Here is a 17491-nt window from a genome sequence, read left to right as displayed (position 1 = left end):
CGTTGGTACGCAGGCAGATCAGCGGCGCGTGATACAGATCCGGATCAGAAGTTCCTGTCCGGCGAGTAGGACACCATGGCGGTCAGGTGGACCTCGCTGCACGCGCACCGCAGCGCACGCGCACAACACCGCACAGCCGACCAGGAGTGCCACGACGGAAAGCGCGGCAGGGGTGACGGAAGGCCTGGGCAGCACGGCGGCGGTGAAGCCGTCCGGCATGTGTGAAGCCGCGTTGTCGCCGACATGCGGGTGGTCCAGCATCATCGAAGCGGTGTCTGCGCCGATCGCAGCCGAGACCGCATGCGGAAGATGTGTGGGGTGATCGTGGCTCGTCGCCTGCCATTGGCCGGCGAGAGCTCCCACCCACAGCACCATCACCATCATGGCCGCCAGCCGTGACAGTGAGTGCATGCGAGAGCTGCCCGACATCACGATGTTTCCCACTGTAACGGCGCGATGCCCGCGATTCTGGTTGTGCGTGAATCGAATCCAGCCTGTGACAGATCTGCGATCATCGGAATCTCCTCAGCCGCAGGCTGTTGGTGACCACGAAAACCGAGGAGAACGCCATTGCGGCACCGGCCAGCATGGGGTTGAGCAGTCCGGCCGCAGCAAGCGGCAATGCGGCGACGTTATAGGCAAAGGCCCAGAACAGGTTGCCCTTGATCGTGGCCAGCGTGCGCCGGGACAACCGGATGGCATCGGCTGCCGCCCGCAGATCGCCGCGCACCAAGGTCAGATCGCTGGCCTCGATCGCCACGTCGGTTCCGGTACCCATGGCCAGGCCCAAGTCTGCCTGGGCCAGCGCCGCGGCGTCGTTGACGCCGTCGCCGACCATGGCCACCACCCGGCCCTCATCCTGCAGGCGCTTGATCACGTCGACTTTGTCCTGCGGCAGCACCTCGGCGTAAACCTCTTGCACGCCAACCTGCTCGGCGATCGCCTGCGCGGCCGCCTCGTTGTCACCGGTCAGCATGATTGGCTCCAGACCGAGGGAACGCAGCTGGTCGATCGCCTCCTTCGAGGTGGGCTTCACCGCGTCGGCAACCACCAGGACCGCCCGCGCCTGTCCGTCCCACCCCACGGCGATCGCCGTGCGGCCCAGAGCCTGAGCCTCGCGCATCGCGGTGTCCAGATCCGTGGGCAGCGGCTCAGGCTGATGGTCGGCTCGCCGACGTGACCAGTCCGCCAGCAACCGGCGGCGGCCAACTACCAGGGCATGGCCGTCGACGACACCCTGCACCCCGAGGCCCGGCACATTGACGAATCCCTCGACCGTCGGCAACTCCCCGACCTTGTCACGGGCGCCCTTGGCGATGGCCTGGGCGATCGGGTGCTCGGAGCCGTCTTCGACCGCACCGGCCAACCGCAGCACCTCGGCGGGATCCTCACCGGCGGTGGTGATCACGTCGAGCAGCGTCATCGCCCCCGTGGTCACCGTCCCGGTCTTGTCCAGCACCACGGTGTCCACCCGGCGGGTGGATTCCAGCACCTCGGGGCCCTTGATCAGGATGCCGAGTTGGGCACCGCGGCCCGTCCCGACCAACAGCGCGGTCGGAGTGGCCAGGCCCAGCGCACACGGGCAGGCGATGATCAACACCGCCACTGCGGCGGTGAAAGCCGCGGCCACCGATCCGCCGGTGCCCATCCAGAAACCGAGCGTGCCGACCGCAAGAGCGATGACGATGGGCACGAAGACTGCCGAGACCTTGTCGGCCAGACGCTGCGCCTGTGCCTTGCCGGATTGTGCGTCCTCGACCAACCGGGCCATCTGCGCCAGCTGGGTATCGGAGCCGATTCGCTTGGCCCGCACCACGAGCCGGCCACCGACGTTGACCGTGGCGCCGACCACCTGGTCACCCGGGGCCACTTCGACCGGAACCGATTCGCCGGTGAGCATCGAGGCGTCCACCGCCGACGAGCCGTCGACCACCTCACCGTCGGTGGCGATCTTCTCCCCGGGCCGGACCACGAACTCGTCACCCACAGAGAGCGACTCGATGGGAATGCGTTGTTCCGCACCGTTTCTCAGCACCGCGACGTCCTTGGCGCCGAGCTCCAGCAATGCCCGCAGCGCCGCCCCGGCCCGCCGTTTCGACTTCGCCTCGAAATACCGCCCGGCCAGGATGAAGGTGGTGACGCCGGCCGCGACTTCGAGGTAGATGTTCCCGGTGCCGTCGGATTGAGAGATCGACAGAGAGAACGGATGAGTCATCCCCGGCATGCCGGCGGTACCCCAGAACAACGCGTACAGCGACCAGCCGAACGCGGCGATGGTGCCCATCGAGATGAGCGTGTCCATGGTGGCGGTGCCGTGCCGCAGATTCGTCCAGGCCGCACGGTGGAACGGCAGCGCGCCCCACACCACGACCGGCGCGGCCAGGGTCAGCGACAGCCATTGCCAGTTGGTGAACTGCAGCGCAGGCACCATCGCCATGGCCACCACGGGGACGGTCAGCACCGCGGACACGATCAGCCGGGTGCGCAACGCTGCGGTCGGATCGTCCTCGTCATGGCTCTCGCCCGCTTCGGTGACGGGCAATTGCGCTGTGTAGCCCGCGGTTTCGACAGCCTCGATCAGCTGATCAGGTGTCACCTCGCCCGCGACGTCGACAGTCGCCTTCTCGGTGGCGAAGTTCACCGTCGCGGTGACGCCTTCGAGTTTGTTGAGCTTCCGCTCGATTCGGCCCGCGCACGACGCACACGTCATCCCGCCGATGTCCAGTACGACATGACCGGTAGCGGTGCTCACGGTGCCCCCTCAACGGTGAATTCGGCGGTATGCACCGCGTCGCGGTGCTTGAAGTCCAGGAACAGCCGGTACGAACCGGCACTGGGAAGCGTGGTGTGGAAAGCGATCTGAGGTCCCGGCGCGGTGGCCGGGTCGGCCGCATCGCTCATCGGATGGACGTGCAGATACTCCAGATCCGATGCACGCACTGCGACCAGGTGCCCGTAGGCACCCAAATACGGCTGCAGGTCGGTGACCGGCTTGCCGTCCCGGCTGACCGACAGCGTCAGCTCCGAAGGTTGACCAGCCCTGGCCACCCCGCCGAGTGTGACGGTGTAGCCGTCGACTGCGGCCGTGGTCGTGGGGGCAGGCAGCGGCTGCGGTTGGTACTTCCCCGCGACGGTGATATCGGCGCCGAGCGTCGCCGGACGGCCATCGGCCGGTACGAAGTCGGCGAACACCCGGTAGTCGCCGGGTTTGGTCAGATCCAGCGGAACGCTCCACGTGCCCTGCCCGTCCAGCACCGGATGCACATGCTGATAGACGGCGAGATCACGGCGCACCACGATCAGGTGCAGCAGCTTCTCGTGGCTCTCTACGTAGCCGGTCACCGGGGCGCCGGAGCCGTCGATGACGCGGAACCGCAGGGGCACCGCGGGGCCGGACGGCAGCGCGGTCTCATCGAGCTTCAGCGCGTACCCCGCCCCGTGGTCTGCGGCATGACCGTCGGCGCGGATCCCGGTCGGCGTCACCGCAGCGCCGATCCCGAAGGACACGGCGAACACCACTACAAGTCCGACGACGAACCCGATGAGCTTCTGCGGCGCACTCACGATCGACCTCCGCTCAACCCGCGACGGCGTAGCCGGCCTCGGCGACCGCGGCACTGATGGCGGAAGGATCGAGCCGGCTCTCGCTGTCGATGGTCACCACTCCGGTCGCCAGATCCACCTCGACCGTGCGCACACCAGGAAGGCCACCCACCTCTTCACGCACGGACGTGGCGCAGTGCCCGCAGGTCATGCCGGTGACAGTGACGGTCTGGGTACTCATGCAGGTTCCTCCTGAAGTCAGCTTCGTTGTTGACTCATACTATACCCCCCTAGGGTATCAAATCCCTATGTCCCCCGGTCCACTCCTGCACTATGGGCTGATGGAGCAGAATCCGGGCGGCTACCGCGCCCTGGTGGTCGACGACGAAGCCCCGCTGGCCGAGGTCATTGCCAGCTATCTGACCCGCGAACACTTCGAGGTCACGCTCGCCCACGAGGGCGCCGAGGCCCTGCGGTTGGCCCGTGAGGTCGACCCCGACGTGGTGGTCCTCGACCTCGGCCTGCCCGGCATCGACGGGGTAGAGGTCTGCCGATCGCTGCGCACCTTCTCCGACGCCTACGTGGTGATGCTCACCGCCCGCGATACCGAGATGGACACCATCGTCGGCCTGTCGGTGGGCGCCGACGATTACATGACCAAACCCTTCAGCCCGCGGGAACTGGTCGCCAGGATCCGGGCGATGCTGCGCCGGCCGCGCGTCTCCTCCCCCACGGCCACAGACGGGCGGGTATTCGGTGCGCTGCGAATCGACGTCGACGGACGCCAGGTGTTCCTCCACGACGAACCGATCATGCTGACCCGCACCGAATTCGACGTGCTCGCCGCGCTGTCGGCTCGTCCCGGGGTGGCGCTCAGCCGTCGACAGATCCTCGAATCCGTCTGGGAGACCACCTATGTCGGCAACGAACACCTCGTCGACGTCCATATCGGTCACCTCCGCCGCAAGCTCGGCGACGACCCCGCCGATCCGCTGTACGTGATCACGGTGCGCGGCGTCGGATACCGCATGGGCACGGGGCAGGAAAACCCGCGATGAGCGTCGGACTGCGCACGCGACTGCTGTTCGCCCAGGCCCTGGTGCTGGTGGCCGGCGCGGGCACCACCGGTCTGGTCGCCGCCGTGGTCGGGCCGCCGCTGTTCCGCGAACATCTGCACCGCGCAGGGGTATCCGGCGACTCCGCCGAGCAGATGCACGCCGAGGAGGCCTACGTCTACGCCACGGTCATCTCGATCGGAGTGGCGTCGTGTGTGGCGATACTGGCGGCTCTGATCGTCACCTGGTACTTCGGTCGGCGGCTGCAGAAGTCGCTGACCCAGGTGTCGCAGGCCGCCACGGCCATCGCTGACGGCCACTACGACTCGAGGGTTCCGCCGGCCCATCTCGGCGATGAATTCGACTCCCTGGCGAGTTCTTTCAACCAGATGGCCGGACGCTTGGAGGCGGTGGACGCCAGCCGCCGCAGGCTGTTCAGCGATCTCGCCCATGAGATCCGCACCCCCGTTTCGGTTCTGGAGGCCTACTTCGAGGCCATCGAAGACGGTGTGAGAACACTTGACCCCGAGACTGTCTCGATGCTGCGCCAGCAGACCCATCGGCTGGTCCGGTTCGCCGGCGACGCCGGAGCCCTGGCCAAGGCCGAGGAAACCCCGGCCACGATCACGCCGGTACCGGTGGCGATGGACACCGTGGTGGCCGCCGCGATCGCCGCGGCCAAGGACCGATTCGACGACAAAGGCGTCACGCTGAGCCGGCGGGTGGACGACGACCTGCCGACCCTGTCCGCTGATCCGCACCGGTTGGCCCAGATCCTGGGCAACCTGCTCGACAACGCGTTGCGACACACCCCGTCCGGGGGCCGGGTGACGATCGATGCCAGTCGTGGCCCCGACGGGAACGCCACACTGACGGTGACCGATACCGGCGAGGGCATCCCTGCCGAGCACCTGCCCCATGTCTTCGAACGGTTCTACCGGGCCGACACCGCGCGCGACCGCGACCACGGTGGATCCGGCATCGGACTGGCGATCGTGAAGGCCCTGGTCGAAGCGCACCGCGGCCGCATCAGCGTGACCAGCTCGGGCGCCGGGACCACCTTCACGATCATCCTGCCGACCGGTTAGAGCGAGCCCAGGATCTGCCGCATCGTGTCGATCTCCGCCTGCTGCGTCTTCACGATGGTGCGGGCCATCTCGACCGCGGCGGGGTACTGACCGTCCTTGATCTCATCCTGAGCCATGGTGATCGCGCCCTCGTGGTGGGCGATCATGTGCGTCAGGTACAGCTTGGCCGCCTCGGCGCCCTGGGCGTTGCGCAGCGCGGTCATGTCGGTCTCCGACACCATGCCCTGCATGGCGGGCATGTCACCCATGCCGCCCTGTCCCATGTTGCCGTGGCCCATGTCGCCGTGGCCCTGCTGCGGCATCTGGGACATCGAAGGCATCGGCGGGTTGCCCCACTGCTTCAGCCAGCCCTGCATCTGCGCGATCTCGGGGGCCTGGGCGCCCTTGATCTGTGTGGCCAGCTCGGTGACCCGCGGATCGATGCCCTGCTTGGCCAGCAGCACGTCGCTCATCTCGACCGCCTGCTGGTGGTGCGGAATCATGTGATGGGCGAACATCACGTCGGCATCGTTGTGGGCCTCACTGGTGACCGGCGCGCTCGCCGCCGCGGAGGTGGTGGCACTGTTGGTCATTTCCATGTCGGCAGTCCTGTCGGCCTTGTCGTTGCTACAACCGGCCACCAGGGCCGCCGCGACCACCGCGCCGGCACTCAGCATCATCAGTTTCGTCATGTCTCCAGCGTCCCGGGACTCGATGTGGCTGCCCTAGTCGTTCGATGAAGATTCGATAAAGCTCGGCGCATTTCCCTGCGACCGCTATGCGGGTCTGGCTCGGAAGAGCTTCACATCATTCTTGACGCCCTTGAGGTGACGGGCCCCGGCGAACGACCAGCCGAACCGCTCGTCGCCGCCGGACTCGGCGACCGCCGTACGGGTGGACTCGGCCACCAACACCGTCCCGGGCCGCGCCGCCCCGGTGACCCGGCTCGCCAGGTTCACCGCACTACCGAACCAGTCACCGGCCCGGCTCACCGCCGGGCCGGTCGCCAGCCCGACGCGCAACCGCGGGAAATCCTCGTCGGTTTCGGTGGCGGCCACCAGCTTCAGCGCCGCCTCCAGCAGTGCCACCGGATCGGCGCTGACGAGCATCACCGCATCGCCGATGGTCTTGATCAGCCGCACCGGGCCGAAGGCCACCTCACGTGCCGCGTCGGCCAACCGATTCGCCAGCCGCTCAAGGTCTTCGGGCTGCACCACCTCGCCCAGCCGGGTGAACCCGACGATGTCGGCGAACGCGATGGTGACCAACCGGGCACCCGGCAGCGGAACGCCCTCGGCCCGCTCGGAAGCGCTCACCGCCTCGGTCTCCATGGCGTGGCGCAGTTGCACGAACAACATGTCCCGGATCATCGGCCCGATCAGCGGGGCGGCCTCGGCCACCAGCGCTTCGCTGGCCTTCGCCGTCTCCAATTCCGTTGCGCCGGGTGTCAACACCGCCGCCAGCGCCGCGTAACGCATCACCTCGGCGGCCCGGCCGAGCCCCTCGGAGAGCACCCGGGTGATCAACACGAGCTGGTCCGGGTCGATCCCCAGTTCCAGGAACCGCTCGGCGAAACCGACCGCCTCGGCGTCCGCCCGCAGCAGCACCGCGGCGTCAGGGTCGTCGACGGTGGCCAGCCCCATCGCGCGCTGCAGTCGCTGCACCAGCGCGACGTCCAGGCCCGTCTGCTCGCTGATCTCGCGAGTCGAGACGTACGTGCCGTCGTCCCCGGCCACGCGACGCGACGCCAGCAACATCGGGGTCACGGCCTGGCGGATCTGGTCGGCGGTGATCCCCCGGGACAGCAGCCATTCGACCAGCTCGGCTCGCTGAGTAGCGGCTTCGCCGTCGAGCCCGTCAAGGAGTGTGGAGTCGGCCACCATCAGGTCAAGGTATACCCACGGGCGGCATGAACGGCCGGAGCTGTCGAAGCGGCCAGCAATGACGACATGTCCTGCGGATAACGCACGTCCACGACCACCGAGTCTCCGAAGCGGTAGGGCTTACCGGCCACCAGGCCGCCGAACTGCTTACGCAGCCGCGACATCTCGGCACGCACCGTCACCACCCTGGACCGATCGCCGTAGAGATCCTCCGCCAGCTCCGGGGCCGTCCGCCCCTGCTGGCTGGTGGCCAGGACCAGCAAGATCTCGGCGTGCCGGCTGGAGATGCTGCGCCGCCAGCTGCCGAACTGGCCTGCCATCTCCAGCGACGGCTCGCCATCGCGCAGATCGAGGATGACCCGCGACGGCGCCGCACTGGGCTCCGCGTCGTCGGCGATCCGGACCAGCCACCCGCCCGGCAGCGCCTCGACATCGCACATGCCCAACGGGGGGATCCACACCCGGCCGGGTAACCCGCTCTCGGGCAACAAGATCCGGTTGTGCAACGGCAAGGAGGCCACGGCCGCGACCCAGCCCTCGGCATCGACGGCAAGCGCCGGGCTGCCCACCCTGGCCAGAATGGGTGCCGCCACCGCGCGCAGCCGGTTCAACGTCCGGTCATGCGCCTCGCGCAGTTGCGATTCCGCGAGCCGCGCCACCAGGTCGACCAGGGCGACCGTCGTCGGATGCACGGTGGAGGCCGGGCCGGACACGTCCACGATGCCGATGACCTGACCGGTGCGCGGATCCTTGATCGGTGCACCGGCACACGTCCACGGATGGTGACTGCGCAGGAAATGTTCGGCCGAGAAGATCTGCACCGCACGATGTGAGGCCAGTGCGGTGCCGATCCCGTTGGTGCCGACCGCGCTCTCACTCCACGTCGCACCCTCGATGAAACCGAGGCGGTCGGCGAGGCTGAGCACCCGCGGTGACCCCGAGCGCCACAGCACCCGGCCCCGGGCATCGGCCACCACCAGGATGTTGTCGCCCTCTTCGATCACCGAATCCAGCCCGCGCGACACGTCGTCGAGCACCGCGATGAGCCCCGACTGCTGGCGCAACAGGTCCAGCCCCGACGTCTCTACCTGTGGCGGAATGTGATGATCCGGGTTTATCCCCTTGGCCCGCAGCCTGTTCCAGGAATCTTCGATCACCGCCCGCGGACGCGCGGGTGCGCGGTCACCCGACATGGTGGCGTCGTAGACCGCGGACAAGAGCATGGCGTACTGCCGCGGATCCTCACCAGGGGATACCGCGGGCTCAGGTACCGATGAACCGGCCATCACCGCCGATTGTGCTCCACATCACATCTAGGCGCCAATCTCGGGCTAACGATAGACCAGCCCTCCATCGATCAGACCCGCCTGACCAGTCATGTAATCGGCATCCGGCCCGGACAGATAGGCGACGAATCCGGCCACGTCCTCTGGCGTTTCCGGCCGACCCAACGCGATACCGCCCGCGTACTTCTGGAACGTCTCGCCTTCGGCGGCGCCGGTCAATTCCGCGAACCGCTTGTCGATCTCGACCCACATATCGGTGCCGACGATGCCGGGACAGTACGCGTTGACGGTGATCCCCGCCGACGCGTACTCCTTGGCCGCGGCCTGGGTCAGCCCGCGCACCGCGAACTTGGTGGCGCTGTACACCCCGAGCATGGCGAAGCCGTCGTGGCCGGCGATCGAGGAGGCATTGATGATCTTCCCGGGCCTGCCCAGCTCGATGAACTTGGCCGCGGCTGCTTGGATTCCCCACAACACGCCGTCGACGTTGATCGACCACACCCGGGTCAGGTCGGCGGGCGTCACCTCGGCGATCGGCCCGACGAGCGCCACCCCGGCGTTGTTGACCATGATGTCGAACCCGCCGAGGGTCGAGGCGGCGTGCTCCACCGCCGCGTACACCGAATCACGGTCGCTCACGTCGCCGACGAAAGTTGTTGCTTTCGAGCCAGTTTCGGCGACCTCGCGGGCCACCGCATCGATACCTTCTGCTGCCACGTCGACCAGTGCGACGGCGGCACCTTCCCGCGCCAGCCGCAGTGCGATGCCCTGCCCGATCCCGCGGCCCGCGCCGGTCACGAGCGCCACCTTTCCCTGCAATGTCATGCTGATTCTCCGTTCGGATCGACGAGCACCTTCATCTTCTCCCCTGCGTGCAACGCTTCGAACCCCTCGTCGATCACGTCGTCGATCGCGATGGGGGTGACCCATCCCCTCGTGTCGTACATCCCCTGCGCCATGAGGTCGATGACCGCTTCGAAGTCCGCCGAGGTGTAACACAACGAGCCCTGGATCCTGGACTCGTTCATCACCAGATTGAGCAACGGTGTCGGCAGCGGCTTCTCGTAGATCGCGACGCTGACCGTCGGTTTGCGGGCACCCACGCAGGCAGTGGCCGCCGCGATCGCGGGAGCGACCCCGGCCGCGTCGAATGCCGCGTCGGCACCGCGGCCTTCGGTGTGATCGACGATGAACACCGGCACTTCGGTGGTGGTCGGATCCAGGGTCTTGGCACCGAGCGACTCGATCGCGGACCTGCGGGTGGGCGAGGGCTCCACGACGAAAACATCGTCGAGTCCCTTGCCGCGCAGCGCGAACCACAGACCGATACCGATCGGCCCGGCCCCGAAGATCACCGCGGTGTGCAGCGGACCGACCTCGCCGAGCGTCGCGGCGTGATAGGCCACCGACATCGGCTCGACCAGCGCGCCGAGTTCGAGTGAGACGTTGTCGGGCAGCCGGTGCAGCATGTCCTTCGGCACCACGGTGTATTCGGCCATGCCGCCGTCGGACATCAGCCCGTGGAAGCCGATCTGCTGACAGATGTTGTAGGTGCCCGCCCGGCACGGTGCGCAATTGCCGCATTGGTAAATCGGCTCGACGGCGACCCGATCGCCCGGGGCGAAATCGGTGACGCCGGCTCCCACCTCGGTGATGGTTCCGGAGAACTCGTGCCCCATCGTCAACGGCAACTGCCGGCCGGTCAAGGGGTGTGGTCCGGTCGGTACGAAGATCGGACCCGCATAGTATTCATGCAGGTCAGTGCCGCAGATTCCGTTGAAACCCACCTTGATCTTCACGGTCCCCGGGGCGGGATCGGGTTCGGGGACGTCGGCGACTTCGACCTTGTTGGGTCCGTAGTACACGGCTGCTTTCATAGGGCCGTTCTAGGTGACCCGCGGGGTGCGCCGTAAGGGTTGCAAGACGTTGCGGTCTCAAACGCCGGGCCCGTTGCAACCCCGTGCAACCCTTGTTGCGGTGTTGGGCACGGTGTGGGCTGGGCCACATGACTCAGACCACCGCCGCACCGCTGGCCACACTGTCACCACAGGAACGGGTTGACGCCTGGCTGGCCGATTTCGAATCCGCACTGGCCGACCGGGACATCCAGCGCGTCGTCGGAAAGTTCGCGACCGACAGCTTCTGGCGTGACCTGGTCGCCTTCACCTGGAACCTCAAGACCCTCGAGGGCCGTGACGGAATCGCCGACATGCTGACCGCCCGGTTGAACGACACCGACCCGTCCGGGTTCCGGACGGCCGAGACCCCGACCGAGGAGTTCGACGGAGAACACGTCGTCACCTCGGCGTTCATCGAATTCGAGACCGCCGTGGGCCGCGGCAAGGGACATCTGCGGCTACGCGACGAACTCGGCTGGACCCTGCTGACCACAATGCAGGAACTCAAGGGCCACGAAGAACGCAAGGGTGCCAACCGGCCGCTGGGCGCCACCCACGGCTCCGATCCGGACCGGCGATCCTGGGCCGAGAAACGCCTCGACGAGGACCTGACCCTGGGCTACACCGAGCAGCCCTACATCGTGGTGATCGGCGGTGGCCAGGGCGGTATCGCGCTGGGCGCCCGGCTGCGCCAGCTCGGCGTGCCCGCCATCGTCGTCGACCAACACGAGCGGCCCGGTGACCAGTGGCGCAAGCGCTACAAGTCGCTGTGCCTGCACGATCCGGTGTGGTACGACCATCTGCCCTATCTGCCGTTCCCGGCCAACTGGCCGGTGTTCGCGCCGAAGGACAAGATCGGCGACTGGCTGGAGTTCTACACCCGGGTCATGGAGGTGCCGTACTGGAGCTCGACGACCTGCCTGTCGGCGTCCTACGACGAAGACGAACAGCGGTGGACCGTCGAGGTGAACCGCAACGGCGAGCCCGTGACACTGCGACCGACACAGCTGGTGCTGGCGACGGGCATGTCGGGCAAGCCAAGCATCCCGACGCTTCCCGGCCAGGACATCTTCCGCGGCGAACAACACCATTCCAGCCACCATCCCGGCCCGGACCAGTATCTGGGGAAGCGCGTCGTGGTGATCGGCTCCAACAACTCCGCCCACGACATCTGTAAAGCGTTGTACGAGAACTACGTCGACGTCACCATGGTGCAACGCTCCTCGACGCACATCGTGAAATCGGAATCGCTGATGGAGCTGGGCCTGGGCGACCTGTACTCGGAGCGGGCCGTCGCGGCGGGAATGACCACCGAGAAGGCCGACCTGACCTTCGCGTCCCTGCCCTATCGCATCATGGCCGACTTCCAGCGGCCCATCTACGACGCGATCCGCCAGCGCGACAAGGACTTCTACGCACGACTGGAAGCCGCCGGATTCGAACTGGACTTCGGTGACGACGACTCCGGCCTGTTCATGAAGTACCTCCGTCGCGGCTCGGGCTACTACATCGACGTCGGCGCCTGCGAGCTGATCGCCGACGGCAGCATCAAACTCGCGCACGGCGAGATCGACCGGCTGACCGAGGACTCGGTGATCCTGGCCGACGGCACCGAACTGCCCGCCGATGTGGTGGTGTACGCCACCGGGTTCGGGTCCATGAACGGCTGGGCGGCCGACCTGATCAGCCAGGAAGTCGCCGACCGGATCGGAAAGGTGTGGGGCCTGGGTTCGGGCACCACCAAGGACCCCGGACCGTGGGAAGGCGAACAACGCAACATGTGGAAGCCCACCCAGCAGCCCAACCTGTGGCTGCATGGCGGCAATCTGCACCAATCCCGGCACTATTCGCTGTATCTGGCGTTGCAGCTCAAGGCCCGCTACGAAGGCCTGGCAACGCCGGTGTACGGACTGCAGGAGGTCCATCACCTGAGCTGACAGACCCACGACATGGCGCCCCGAACGTGACATACCCCCACACCGTTCGGGGCGCCCGCGTGTGCGCGGGTCTTGATATACAGCATTGGTGCGCCGATGGATGTGGAGCCTGGCTGTCCTGCTCGTGGTGGCGGTGACCGTGCTCGCCGTTGGGTATCGGGTGATGAACTCACGCAGCTTCGCCCTTGCCGGACACCTGGTGCACCGGGTCGACACCTCGGCCAAAGTCGTCGCCCTGACCTTCGACGACGGCCCGACCGGGTACACCCCGGAAGTGCTGCGGATGCTCGACGACGCGGGTGTTCGCGCCACGTTCTATCTCACCGGCGCCGAATTGACCGCCGCGCCTCAGTACGGTGCCGCGATCGCCGCCGCCGGCCACGAGATCGGCAATCACAGCTACTCGCACCGGCGAATGGTGCTGATGTCACCGGGCACGGTCGCCGACGAGATCGAGCGGACCGATGCCGCGATCCGGACAACCGGTTACCAGGGCCAGATCACGTTCCGCCCGCCCTATGGGAAGAAGCTCTGGACGCTGCCGCGATACCTGGCCGCCCACGATCGGACCATGGTCACCTGGGACGTCGAACCAGATTCCGCCACCGGGGTGAACGTCGACGCCATCGTGGCCGAGACGGTGTCGCGGGTACGGCCGGGTTCGATCATCCTGCTGCACGCGATGTACGACAGCCGTGACGCCTCCCGGGCCGCCGTCCCCCGCGTCGTCAACGAATTACGCTCAGCCGGTTATCGATTCGTCACGGTGTCCGAACTGCTGGCCACCCCATGACCGAGCTGCTGCACGGGCTGGACCCGATCGTCGGCGCGGCGCCGCGCGTACTGGTCTTGGGCAACATGCCCAGTGCGATGTCCCTGTCCTCGGGGCAGTACTACGGCAATCCGCGCAACGCGTTCTGGCGGATCACCGGCACTCTCTTCGGATTCAGCGTCGATGCGCCCTATCCGGAGCGAGTGGCCGCGCTGTGCGCATACCATGTCGCGGTGTGGGACGTGCTGCGATCATGCCGACGGGTGGGCAGCCTCGACTCGGCCGTGGAGCGTGACAGCATGGTGGCCAACGACTTTGATGCCTTCTTCAGCGAACATCCCTCTCTCGACCGCGTGGTGTTCAACGGGGCTGCCGCCGAGTCGAACTACCGGCGGCTGGTCGACACTCCCCCGCCGCCCAGCGTGCGGGTGCCGTCGAGCAGCCCGGCACAGACGATGGCGTTCGCAGCGAAACTGGACGCGTGGAGAGCTGCTCTGGGCGGCTAGTTTCGGTCAAGCCAGCCGGTCGACGATGTCCTTGGCTTCCTTGAGCCGCAGCCCGGTCTCGTCGCGCAACAGCTTGATGGCCGCGATCTTCTGCCCCTGCAGAGCCAGCTGGCGGACCATCTGGCTGGCCACCATCTCGCTGGGGTGAGCCGTCGGTGGCACCGACACCGGGTGCCCCGCGGCCGAGGCCGCCCGTTCCAGGGCCGCGACCCGTCGTTCAAGTTCCTCTACACGTCGGCGCAGGTCGTTGCTCGATTCATCGTTGCCGCGGAAAAGGCCCATAGTGTCAGTGTGGCATCCCCGCCCCCGCGGCGTTGCTGCGTTCTATTCTCATTGCAGCAGGTTCTCCGATGGCGGGGGCTTCGAATGACGGAAACTGCGACGTGCCGCGCGTGTGGCACCGAGCCTCGGGCAGGCGCCCGATACTGCGACGCGTGCGGCGCCCCCGTCATCTCGACACCTGGCGCCGAGTACAAGCAGGTCACCGTCTTGTTCGCCGACGTCGTGCGGTCGATGGACATCGCAGCAACGTTGGGCGCCGAACGTCTCCGCGAGATCATGAGCGACCTGTTCAACCGATCAGCCGCAGTGGTCCGCCGCTACGGCGGCACCGTCGACAAATTCACCGGCGACGGCATCATGGCCATCTTCGGTGCACCGGTTGCGTTAGAAGACCATGCTTTTCGCGCCTGTATGGCCGCCCTCGAGATCCAGCGGCAGACCGCCCTGCTGGCGGTGCAGGTAAGTGCCCGCGATGGCCTCGCCCTACAGCTGCGAGTCGGACTGAGCTCCGGTCAGGTCATCACCGGCGAGGTCGGCACCGACACGATGAGCTACACCGCCATCGGCGAACACGTAGGGATGGCCCAGCGGATGGAATCGGTCGCCCCGTCCGGCGGGGTGATGCTCACCGAATCGACCGCGCACCTGGTCGAAGACACCATGATGCTGGGTGAGCCGGAGATGGTGCAGGTCAAGGGTGCCGATCACCCGATCCGGGCGCGCCGCCTGCTCGAGCTCAATTCCACCCACAACCTGCTCAACGTCGGCGAATCAACGCTGGTCGGCCGAGGCTGGGAACTGTCCGCTGTCGAGGGCATCCTGGAGCGCTCGATCCAGGGGCACGGCAGCATCGTCCTGCTGGTGGGCGGACCCGGTATCGGCAAGAGCCGGCTGGTCAGCGAACTCGCGGCGAAGGCCGCTACCCGCGGCGTCCCCGTGCACTCCACCTTCTGCGAGTCCCACACCACCGAAATCCCGTTTCACGCCATCGCGGGCCTCCTGCGGGCCGGGTTCGGTGTGGCGGAGCTGGACCGTGAGCCGGCCCGGGCCAAGCTTCGGGCCCAGGTTCCCGACGACAGCACGGAGAGCCTTGAGCTACTCGACGACCTACTCGGCATCGGCGATCCCGACGTCGACCTGCCGGTGATCGACCCCGATGCCCGGCGGCGCCGGCTCACCACCCTGGTCAACGCGGCGTCGCTGGCGCGGAACACCCCGGCGGTCTATGTCATCGAGGATGCCCACTGGATCGACAGCGTGAGCGAATCGATGCTGGCGGATTTCTTGTCAGTGACTCCGCAGACCCCATCCCTCGTCCTGATCACCTACCGCCCCGAGTATCACGGCGCATTGAGCCACGTCCATGGCGCGCAAACGATAGTCCTTGCACCACTGGATGATTCGGAAACATCAGCGTTGATCAATGAGCTGCTGGGTACCGGTGACGGCGTCGCGGACCTGACCGAAACCATCACCGGGCGGGCCGCCGGCAACCCGTTCTTCGCCCTCGAGATCGTGCGGGACCTGGCCGAACGGGGTCTGCTCCGCGGCGAACGCGGCGCCTACGTACTGTGCGACGGGCACGGCCGGGTGAGCGTGCCCGCCACCCTCCAGGCCACCATCGCCGCGCGGATCGACCGGCTGGATCCCGCGGCCAAGCGAACGCTGAGCGCCGCCGCGGTCATCGGATCCAGGTTCAGCGAGGGCTTGCTGGCCTGCCTGGACACCGAGCCGGTGTTCGAGGATCTGATCGAAGCCGAACTGATCGATCAGGTGCAGTACACGCCGCACGCGGAGTTCGCCTTCCACCACCCGATGGTGCGGACCGTCGCCTACGAATCACAGCTGAAATCCGATCGGGCTGAACTGCATCGACGCCTGGCCAACACCATTGCCGATCGCGAACCCGAGCTGGCCGACGAGAACGCGGCATTGATCGCCGAACACCTCGAAGCCGCAGGCGATCTGCACACGGCGTACGCCTGGCACATGCGTGCCGGAGCGTGGGCGAACAATCGCGATTCCGCCGCGGCCCAGATATGTTGGGAGCGCGCTCGGCAGATCGCCGACTTGTTGCCAGCCGACGATCCCGACCGGCCCGCGATGCGGATAGCGCCGCGCACTCTGGTGTGCGGCAATGGCTTCCGGATCAAGGTGAATGTCTCCGGTGCCCGGTTCGAGGAACTGAGGGAGCTGTGCGAGGCCGCCGGGGACAAGGCCTCACTGGCGATCGGCATGGCCGGGTTGACCGGCGAACTGATGTTGCAGGGCCGGGTGCGCGACGCGTCGAGGCAGGTGTCCGAGCACATGACCTTGATCGAGTCCATCGGCGACCCGGCGCTGACGGTCGGCTTGTCGGCGACTCCGATCTCACTCAAGATCGAAAGCGGCGAAATGGGTGAGGTGCTGCGCTGGTCGCAGATGGCGATCGACCTGGCTGACGGAGACCCCACCAAGGGCAACTTCATCGTCGGCTCACCGCTGGCGGTCGCCTTCGCGGCCCGCAGCATCGCCAAATGGGCCCTTGGCCTTGATGGTTGGCGCGCAGACCTCGATCATGCGCTCGCCATGGCCCGCAACACCGACAGGTTCACCCACGCGCTCGTCATCACCTGGACGTACTTCACCACGGTGTCGTGCGGCGTACTGCTCGCCAGCGACGAAGCACTGCGCGACATCGACGAGGCGCTGCAGATCACCGAGGGGGCCGGCGACGACATCGCTCTCGGCCTGGCCCGGGTGACCATGGGATACGCATTGCTGAACCGAGATTCGCCTGCCGACCGCGAGCGCGGGCTGGCTATTCTCGGCCAGGTCCGGCAGATGTGTGTCAGTGGACGGTTCTATATGTCCGAGTTGATCGGTATCGACATGTACACCGCGCGCGAGCGGGCCAAGCGCGGCGACCGGGCCGGAGCCATCCGGGTGCTGCGCGAGGCGATCGACGACCTCTTTCACAGCGGGCAGCTTCCGTACAACATCCTCGCGACCGGAATCCTCGCCGAAGCCCTGCTGGACCGCGGGGCCGAGGGCGACGTGGCCGAGGCCGAGGCGGCGATCGCCAGGCTGGCGGCGACTCCAGCCGAAGACGGCCTCGTCATTCGCGACATCATGCTTCTGCGGGTCCGCGCACTCATCGCCCGCGCGAAGGGCGACGACGCGAGCTACCGCGATTTCCGTGACCAGTACCGGGACATGGCAACCCGGCTCGGGTTCGAAGGGCACACGGCGCTGGCGTTGGCGCTGCCTTGATCTCGCCCAA

At 67.1% G+C, this 17491-nt stretch carries 16 protein-coding genes; 6 read left to right on the top strand and 10 right to left on the bottom strand.

What is annotated here, in order from left to right:
* Positions 1-18 precede the first annotated feature (18 nt).
* From lpqS to G6N57_RS14590, 4 genes are all read right to left on the bottom strand, one after another.
* Positions 19-411 carry a putative copper homeostasis (lipo)protein LpqS gene (lpqS, locus tag G6N57_RS14605; RefSeq protein ID WP_097926085.1) on the bottom strand — a complete coding sequence of 131 codons (393 nt, stop codon included), beginning with the start codon at positions 409-411 and terminating at the stop codon, positions 19-21.
* Positions 412-511: 100 nt separating this feature from the next.
* Positions 512-2752, bottom strand: a complete 2241-nt coding sequence (locus tag G6N57_RS14600) for a heavy metal translocating P-type ATPase (protein WP_077743134.1) — start codon at positions 2750-2752, stop codon at positions 512-514.
* Positions 2749-3564, bottom strand: coding sequence for a DUF8832 domain-containing protein (locus G6N57_RS14595; RefSeq protein WP_077743133.1), 816 nt, complete (start codon positions 3562-3564; stop codon positions 2749-2751). The genes G6N57_RS14600 and G6N57_RS14595 overlap by 4 nt, the downstream gene beginning before the upstream one ends.
* Before the next feature lie 13 nt (positions 3565-3577).
* On the bottom strand, positions 3578-3784 hold the full coding sequence (locus G6N57_RS14590; protein ID WP_077743132.1) for a heavy-metal-associated domain-containing protein: 207 nt from the start codon (positions 3782-3784) through the stop codon (positions 3578-3580).
* 100 nt (positions 3785-3884) lie between these two features.
* On the opposite strand from G6N57_RS14590, the gene G6N57_RS14585 reads away from it, so the two are divergent.
* Together G6N57_RS14585 and G6N57_RS14580 are read left to right on the top strand one after the other, a co-directional pair.
* Entirely contained in the window at positions 3885-4601 is a 717-nt protein-coding gene (locus G6N57_RS14585; protein WP_097926099.1) for a response regulator, read from the top strand.
* Positions 4598-5686: a HAMP domain-containing sensor histidine kinase gene (locus G6N57_RS14580; RefSeq protein WP_077743128.1), complete on the top strand. Its 1089-nt coding sequence runs from the start codon at positions 4598-4600 to the stop codon at positions 5684-5686. Before G6N57_RS14585 ends, G6N57_RS14580 begins: the two co-directional genes overlap by 4 nt.
* Here G6N57_RS14580 and G6N57_RS14575 read toward each other — a convergent pair.
* The 5 genes from G6N57_RS14575 to G6N57_RS14555 all read right to left on the bottom strand — a co-directional run bounded on the left by G6N57_RS14575 (position 5683) and on the right by G6N57_RS14555 (position 10711).
* Positions 5683-6357: a DUF305 domain-containing protein gene (locus G6N57_RS14575; RefSeq protein ID WP_077743127.1), complete on the bottom strand. Its 675-nt coding sequence runs from the start codon at positions 6355-6357 to the stop codon at positions 5683-5685. The two genes, G6N57_RS14580 and G6N57_RS14575, sit on opposite strands and share 4 nt — an antisense overlap.
* An 84-nt stretch (positions 6358-6441) precedes the next feature.
* The gene (locus G6N57_RS14570; RefSeq protein WP_077743125.1) at positions 6442-7548 is read right to left on the bottom strand and encodes an adenylate/guanylate cyclase domain-containing protein; all 1107 of its coding nucleotides are present in this window, start codon (positions 7546-7548) and stop codon (positions 6442-6444) included.
* Entirely contained in the window at positions 7548-8834 is a 1287-nt protein-coding gene (locus tag G6N57_RS14565; protein WP_077743124.1) for a helix-turn-helix domain-containing protein, read from the bottom strand. Before G6N57_RS14565 ends, G6N57_RS14570 begins: the two co-directional genes overlap by 1 nt.
* A 45-nt stretch (positions 8835-8879) precedes the next feature.
* The gene (locus G6N57_RS14560) at positions 8880-9659 is read right to left on the bottom strand and encodes an acetoin reductase (RefSeq protein WP_077743123.1); all 780 of its coding nucleotides are present in this window, start codon (positions 9657-9659) and stop codon (positions 8880-8882) included.
* A complete protein-coding gene (locus tag G6N57_RS14555) occupies positions 9656-10711 on the bottom strand; it encodes a 2,3-butanediol dehydrogenase (RefSeq protein ID WP_077743122.1) in 1056 nt (351 codons plus the stop codon). The genes G6N57_RS14560 and G6N57_RS14555 overlap by 4 nt, the downstream gene beginning before the upstream one ends.
* Before the next feature lie 128 nt (positions 10712-10839).
* Between G6N57_RS14555 and G6N57_RS14550 the strand changes: the two genes are divergently transcribed.
* The 3 genes from G6N57_RS14550 to G6N57_RS14540 all read left to right on the top strand — a co-directional run bounded on the left by G6N57_RS14550 (position 10840) and on the right by G6N57_RS14540 (position 13947).
* On the top strand, positions 10840-12669 hold the full coding sequence (locus G6N57_RS14550; RefSeq protein WP_077743121.1) for a flavin-containing monooxygenase: 1830 nt from the start codon (positions 10840-10842) through the stop codon (positions 12667-12669).
* A gap of 100 nt (positions 12670-12769) precedes the next feature.
* The gene (locus G6N57_RS14545) at positions 12770-13462 is read left to right on the top strand and encodes a polysaccharide deacetylase family protein (RefSeq protein ID WP_077743120.1); all 693 of its coding nucleotides are present in this window, start codon (positions 12770-12772) and stop codon (positions 13460-13462) included.
* The gene (locus G6N57_RS14540; protein ID WP_077743119.1) at positions 13459-13947 is read left to right on the top strand and encodes a DNA-deoxyinosine glycosylase; all 489 of its coding nucleotides are present in this window, start codon (positions 13459-13461) and stop codon (positions 13945-13947) included. Before G6N57_RS14545 ends, G6N57_RS14540 begins: the two co-directional genes overlap by 4 nt.
* A gap of 6 nt (positions 13948-13953) precedes the next feature.
* Here the strand turns inward: G6N57_RS14540 and G6N57_RS14535 are convergent, their stop codons facing one another.
* The gene (locus G6N57_RS14535; protein ID WP_077743117.1) at positions 13954-14229 is read right to left on the bottom strand and encodes a ribosomal protein L7/L12; all 276 of its coding nucleotides are present in this window, start codon (positions 14227-14229) and stop codon (positions 13954-13956) included.
* A gap of 84 nt (positions 14230-14313) precedes the next feature.
* On the opposite strand from G6N57_RS14535, the gene G6N57_RS14530 reads away from it, so the two are divergent.
* The gene (locus G6N57_RS14530) at positions 14314-17481 is read left to right on the top strand and encodes an ATP-binding protein (RefSeq protein ID WP_077743115.1); all 3168 of its coding nucleotides are present in this window, start codon (positions 14314-14316) and stop codon (positions 17479-17481) included.
* Positions 17482-17491: the final 10 nt, after the last annotated feature.

Source organism: Mycolicibacterium boenickei, from assembly GCF_010731295.1.
In the GTDB taxonomy this organism is placed as follows: Bacteria; Actinomycetota; Actinomycetes; order Mycobacteriales; family Mycobacteriaceae; genus Mycobacterium; species Mycobacterium boenickei.
The sequence above is the reverse complement of the archived record's forward strand: the minus strand, read 5'-3'. Positions and strand labels throughout refer to the sequence as shown.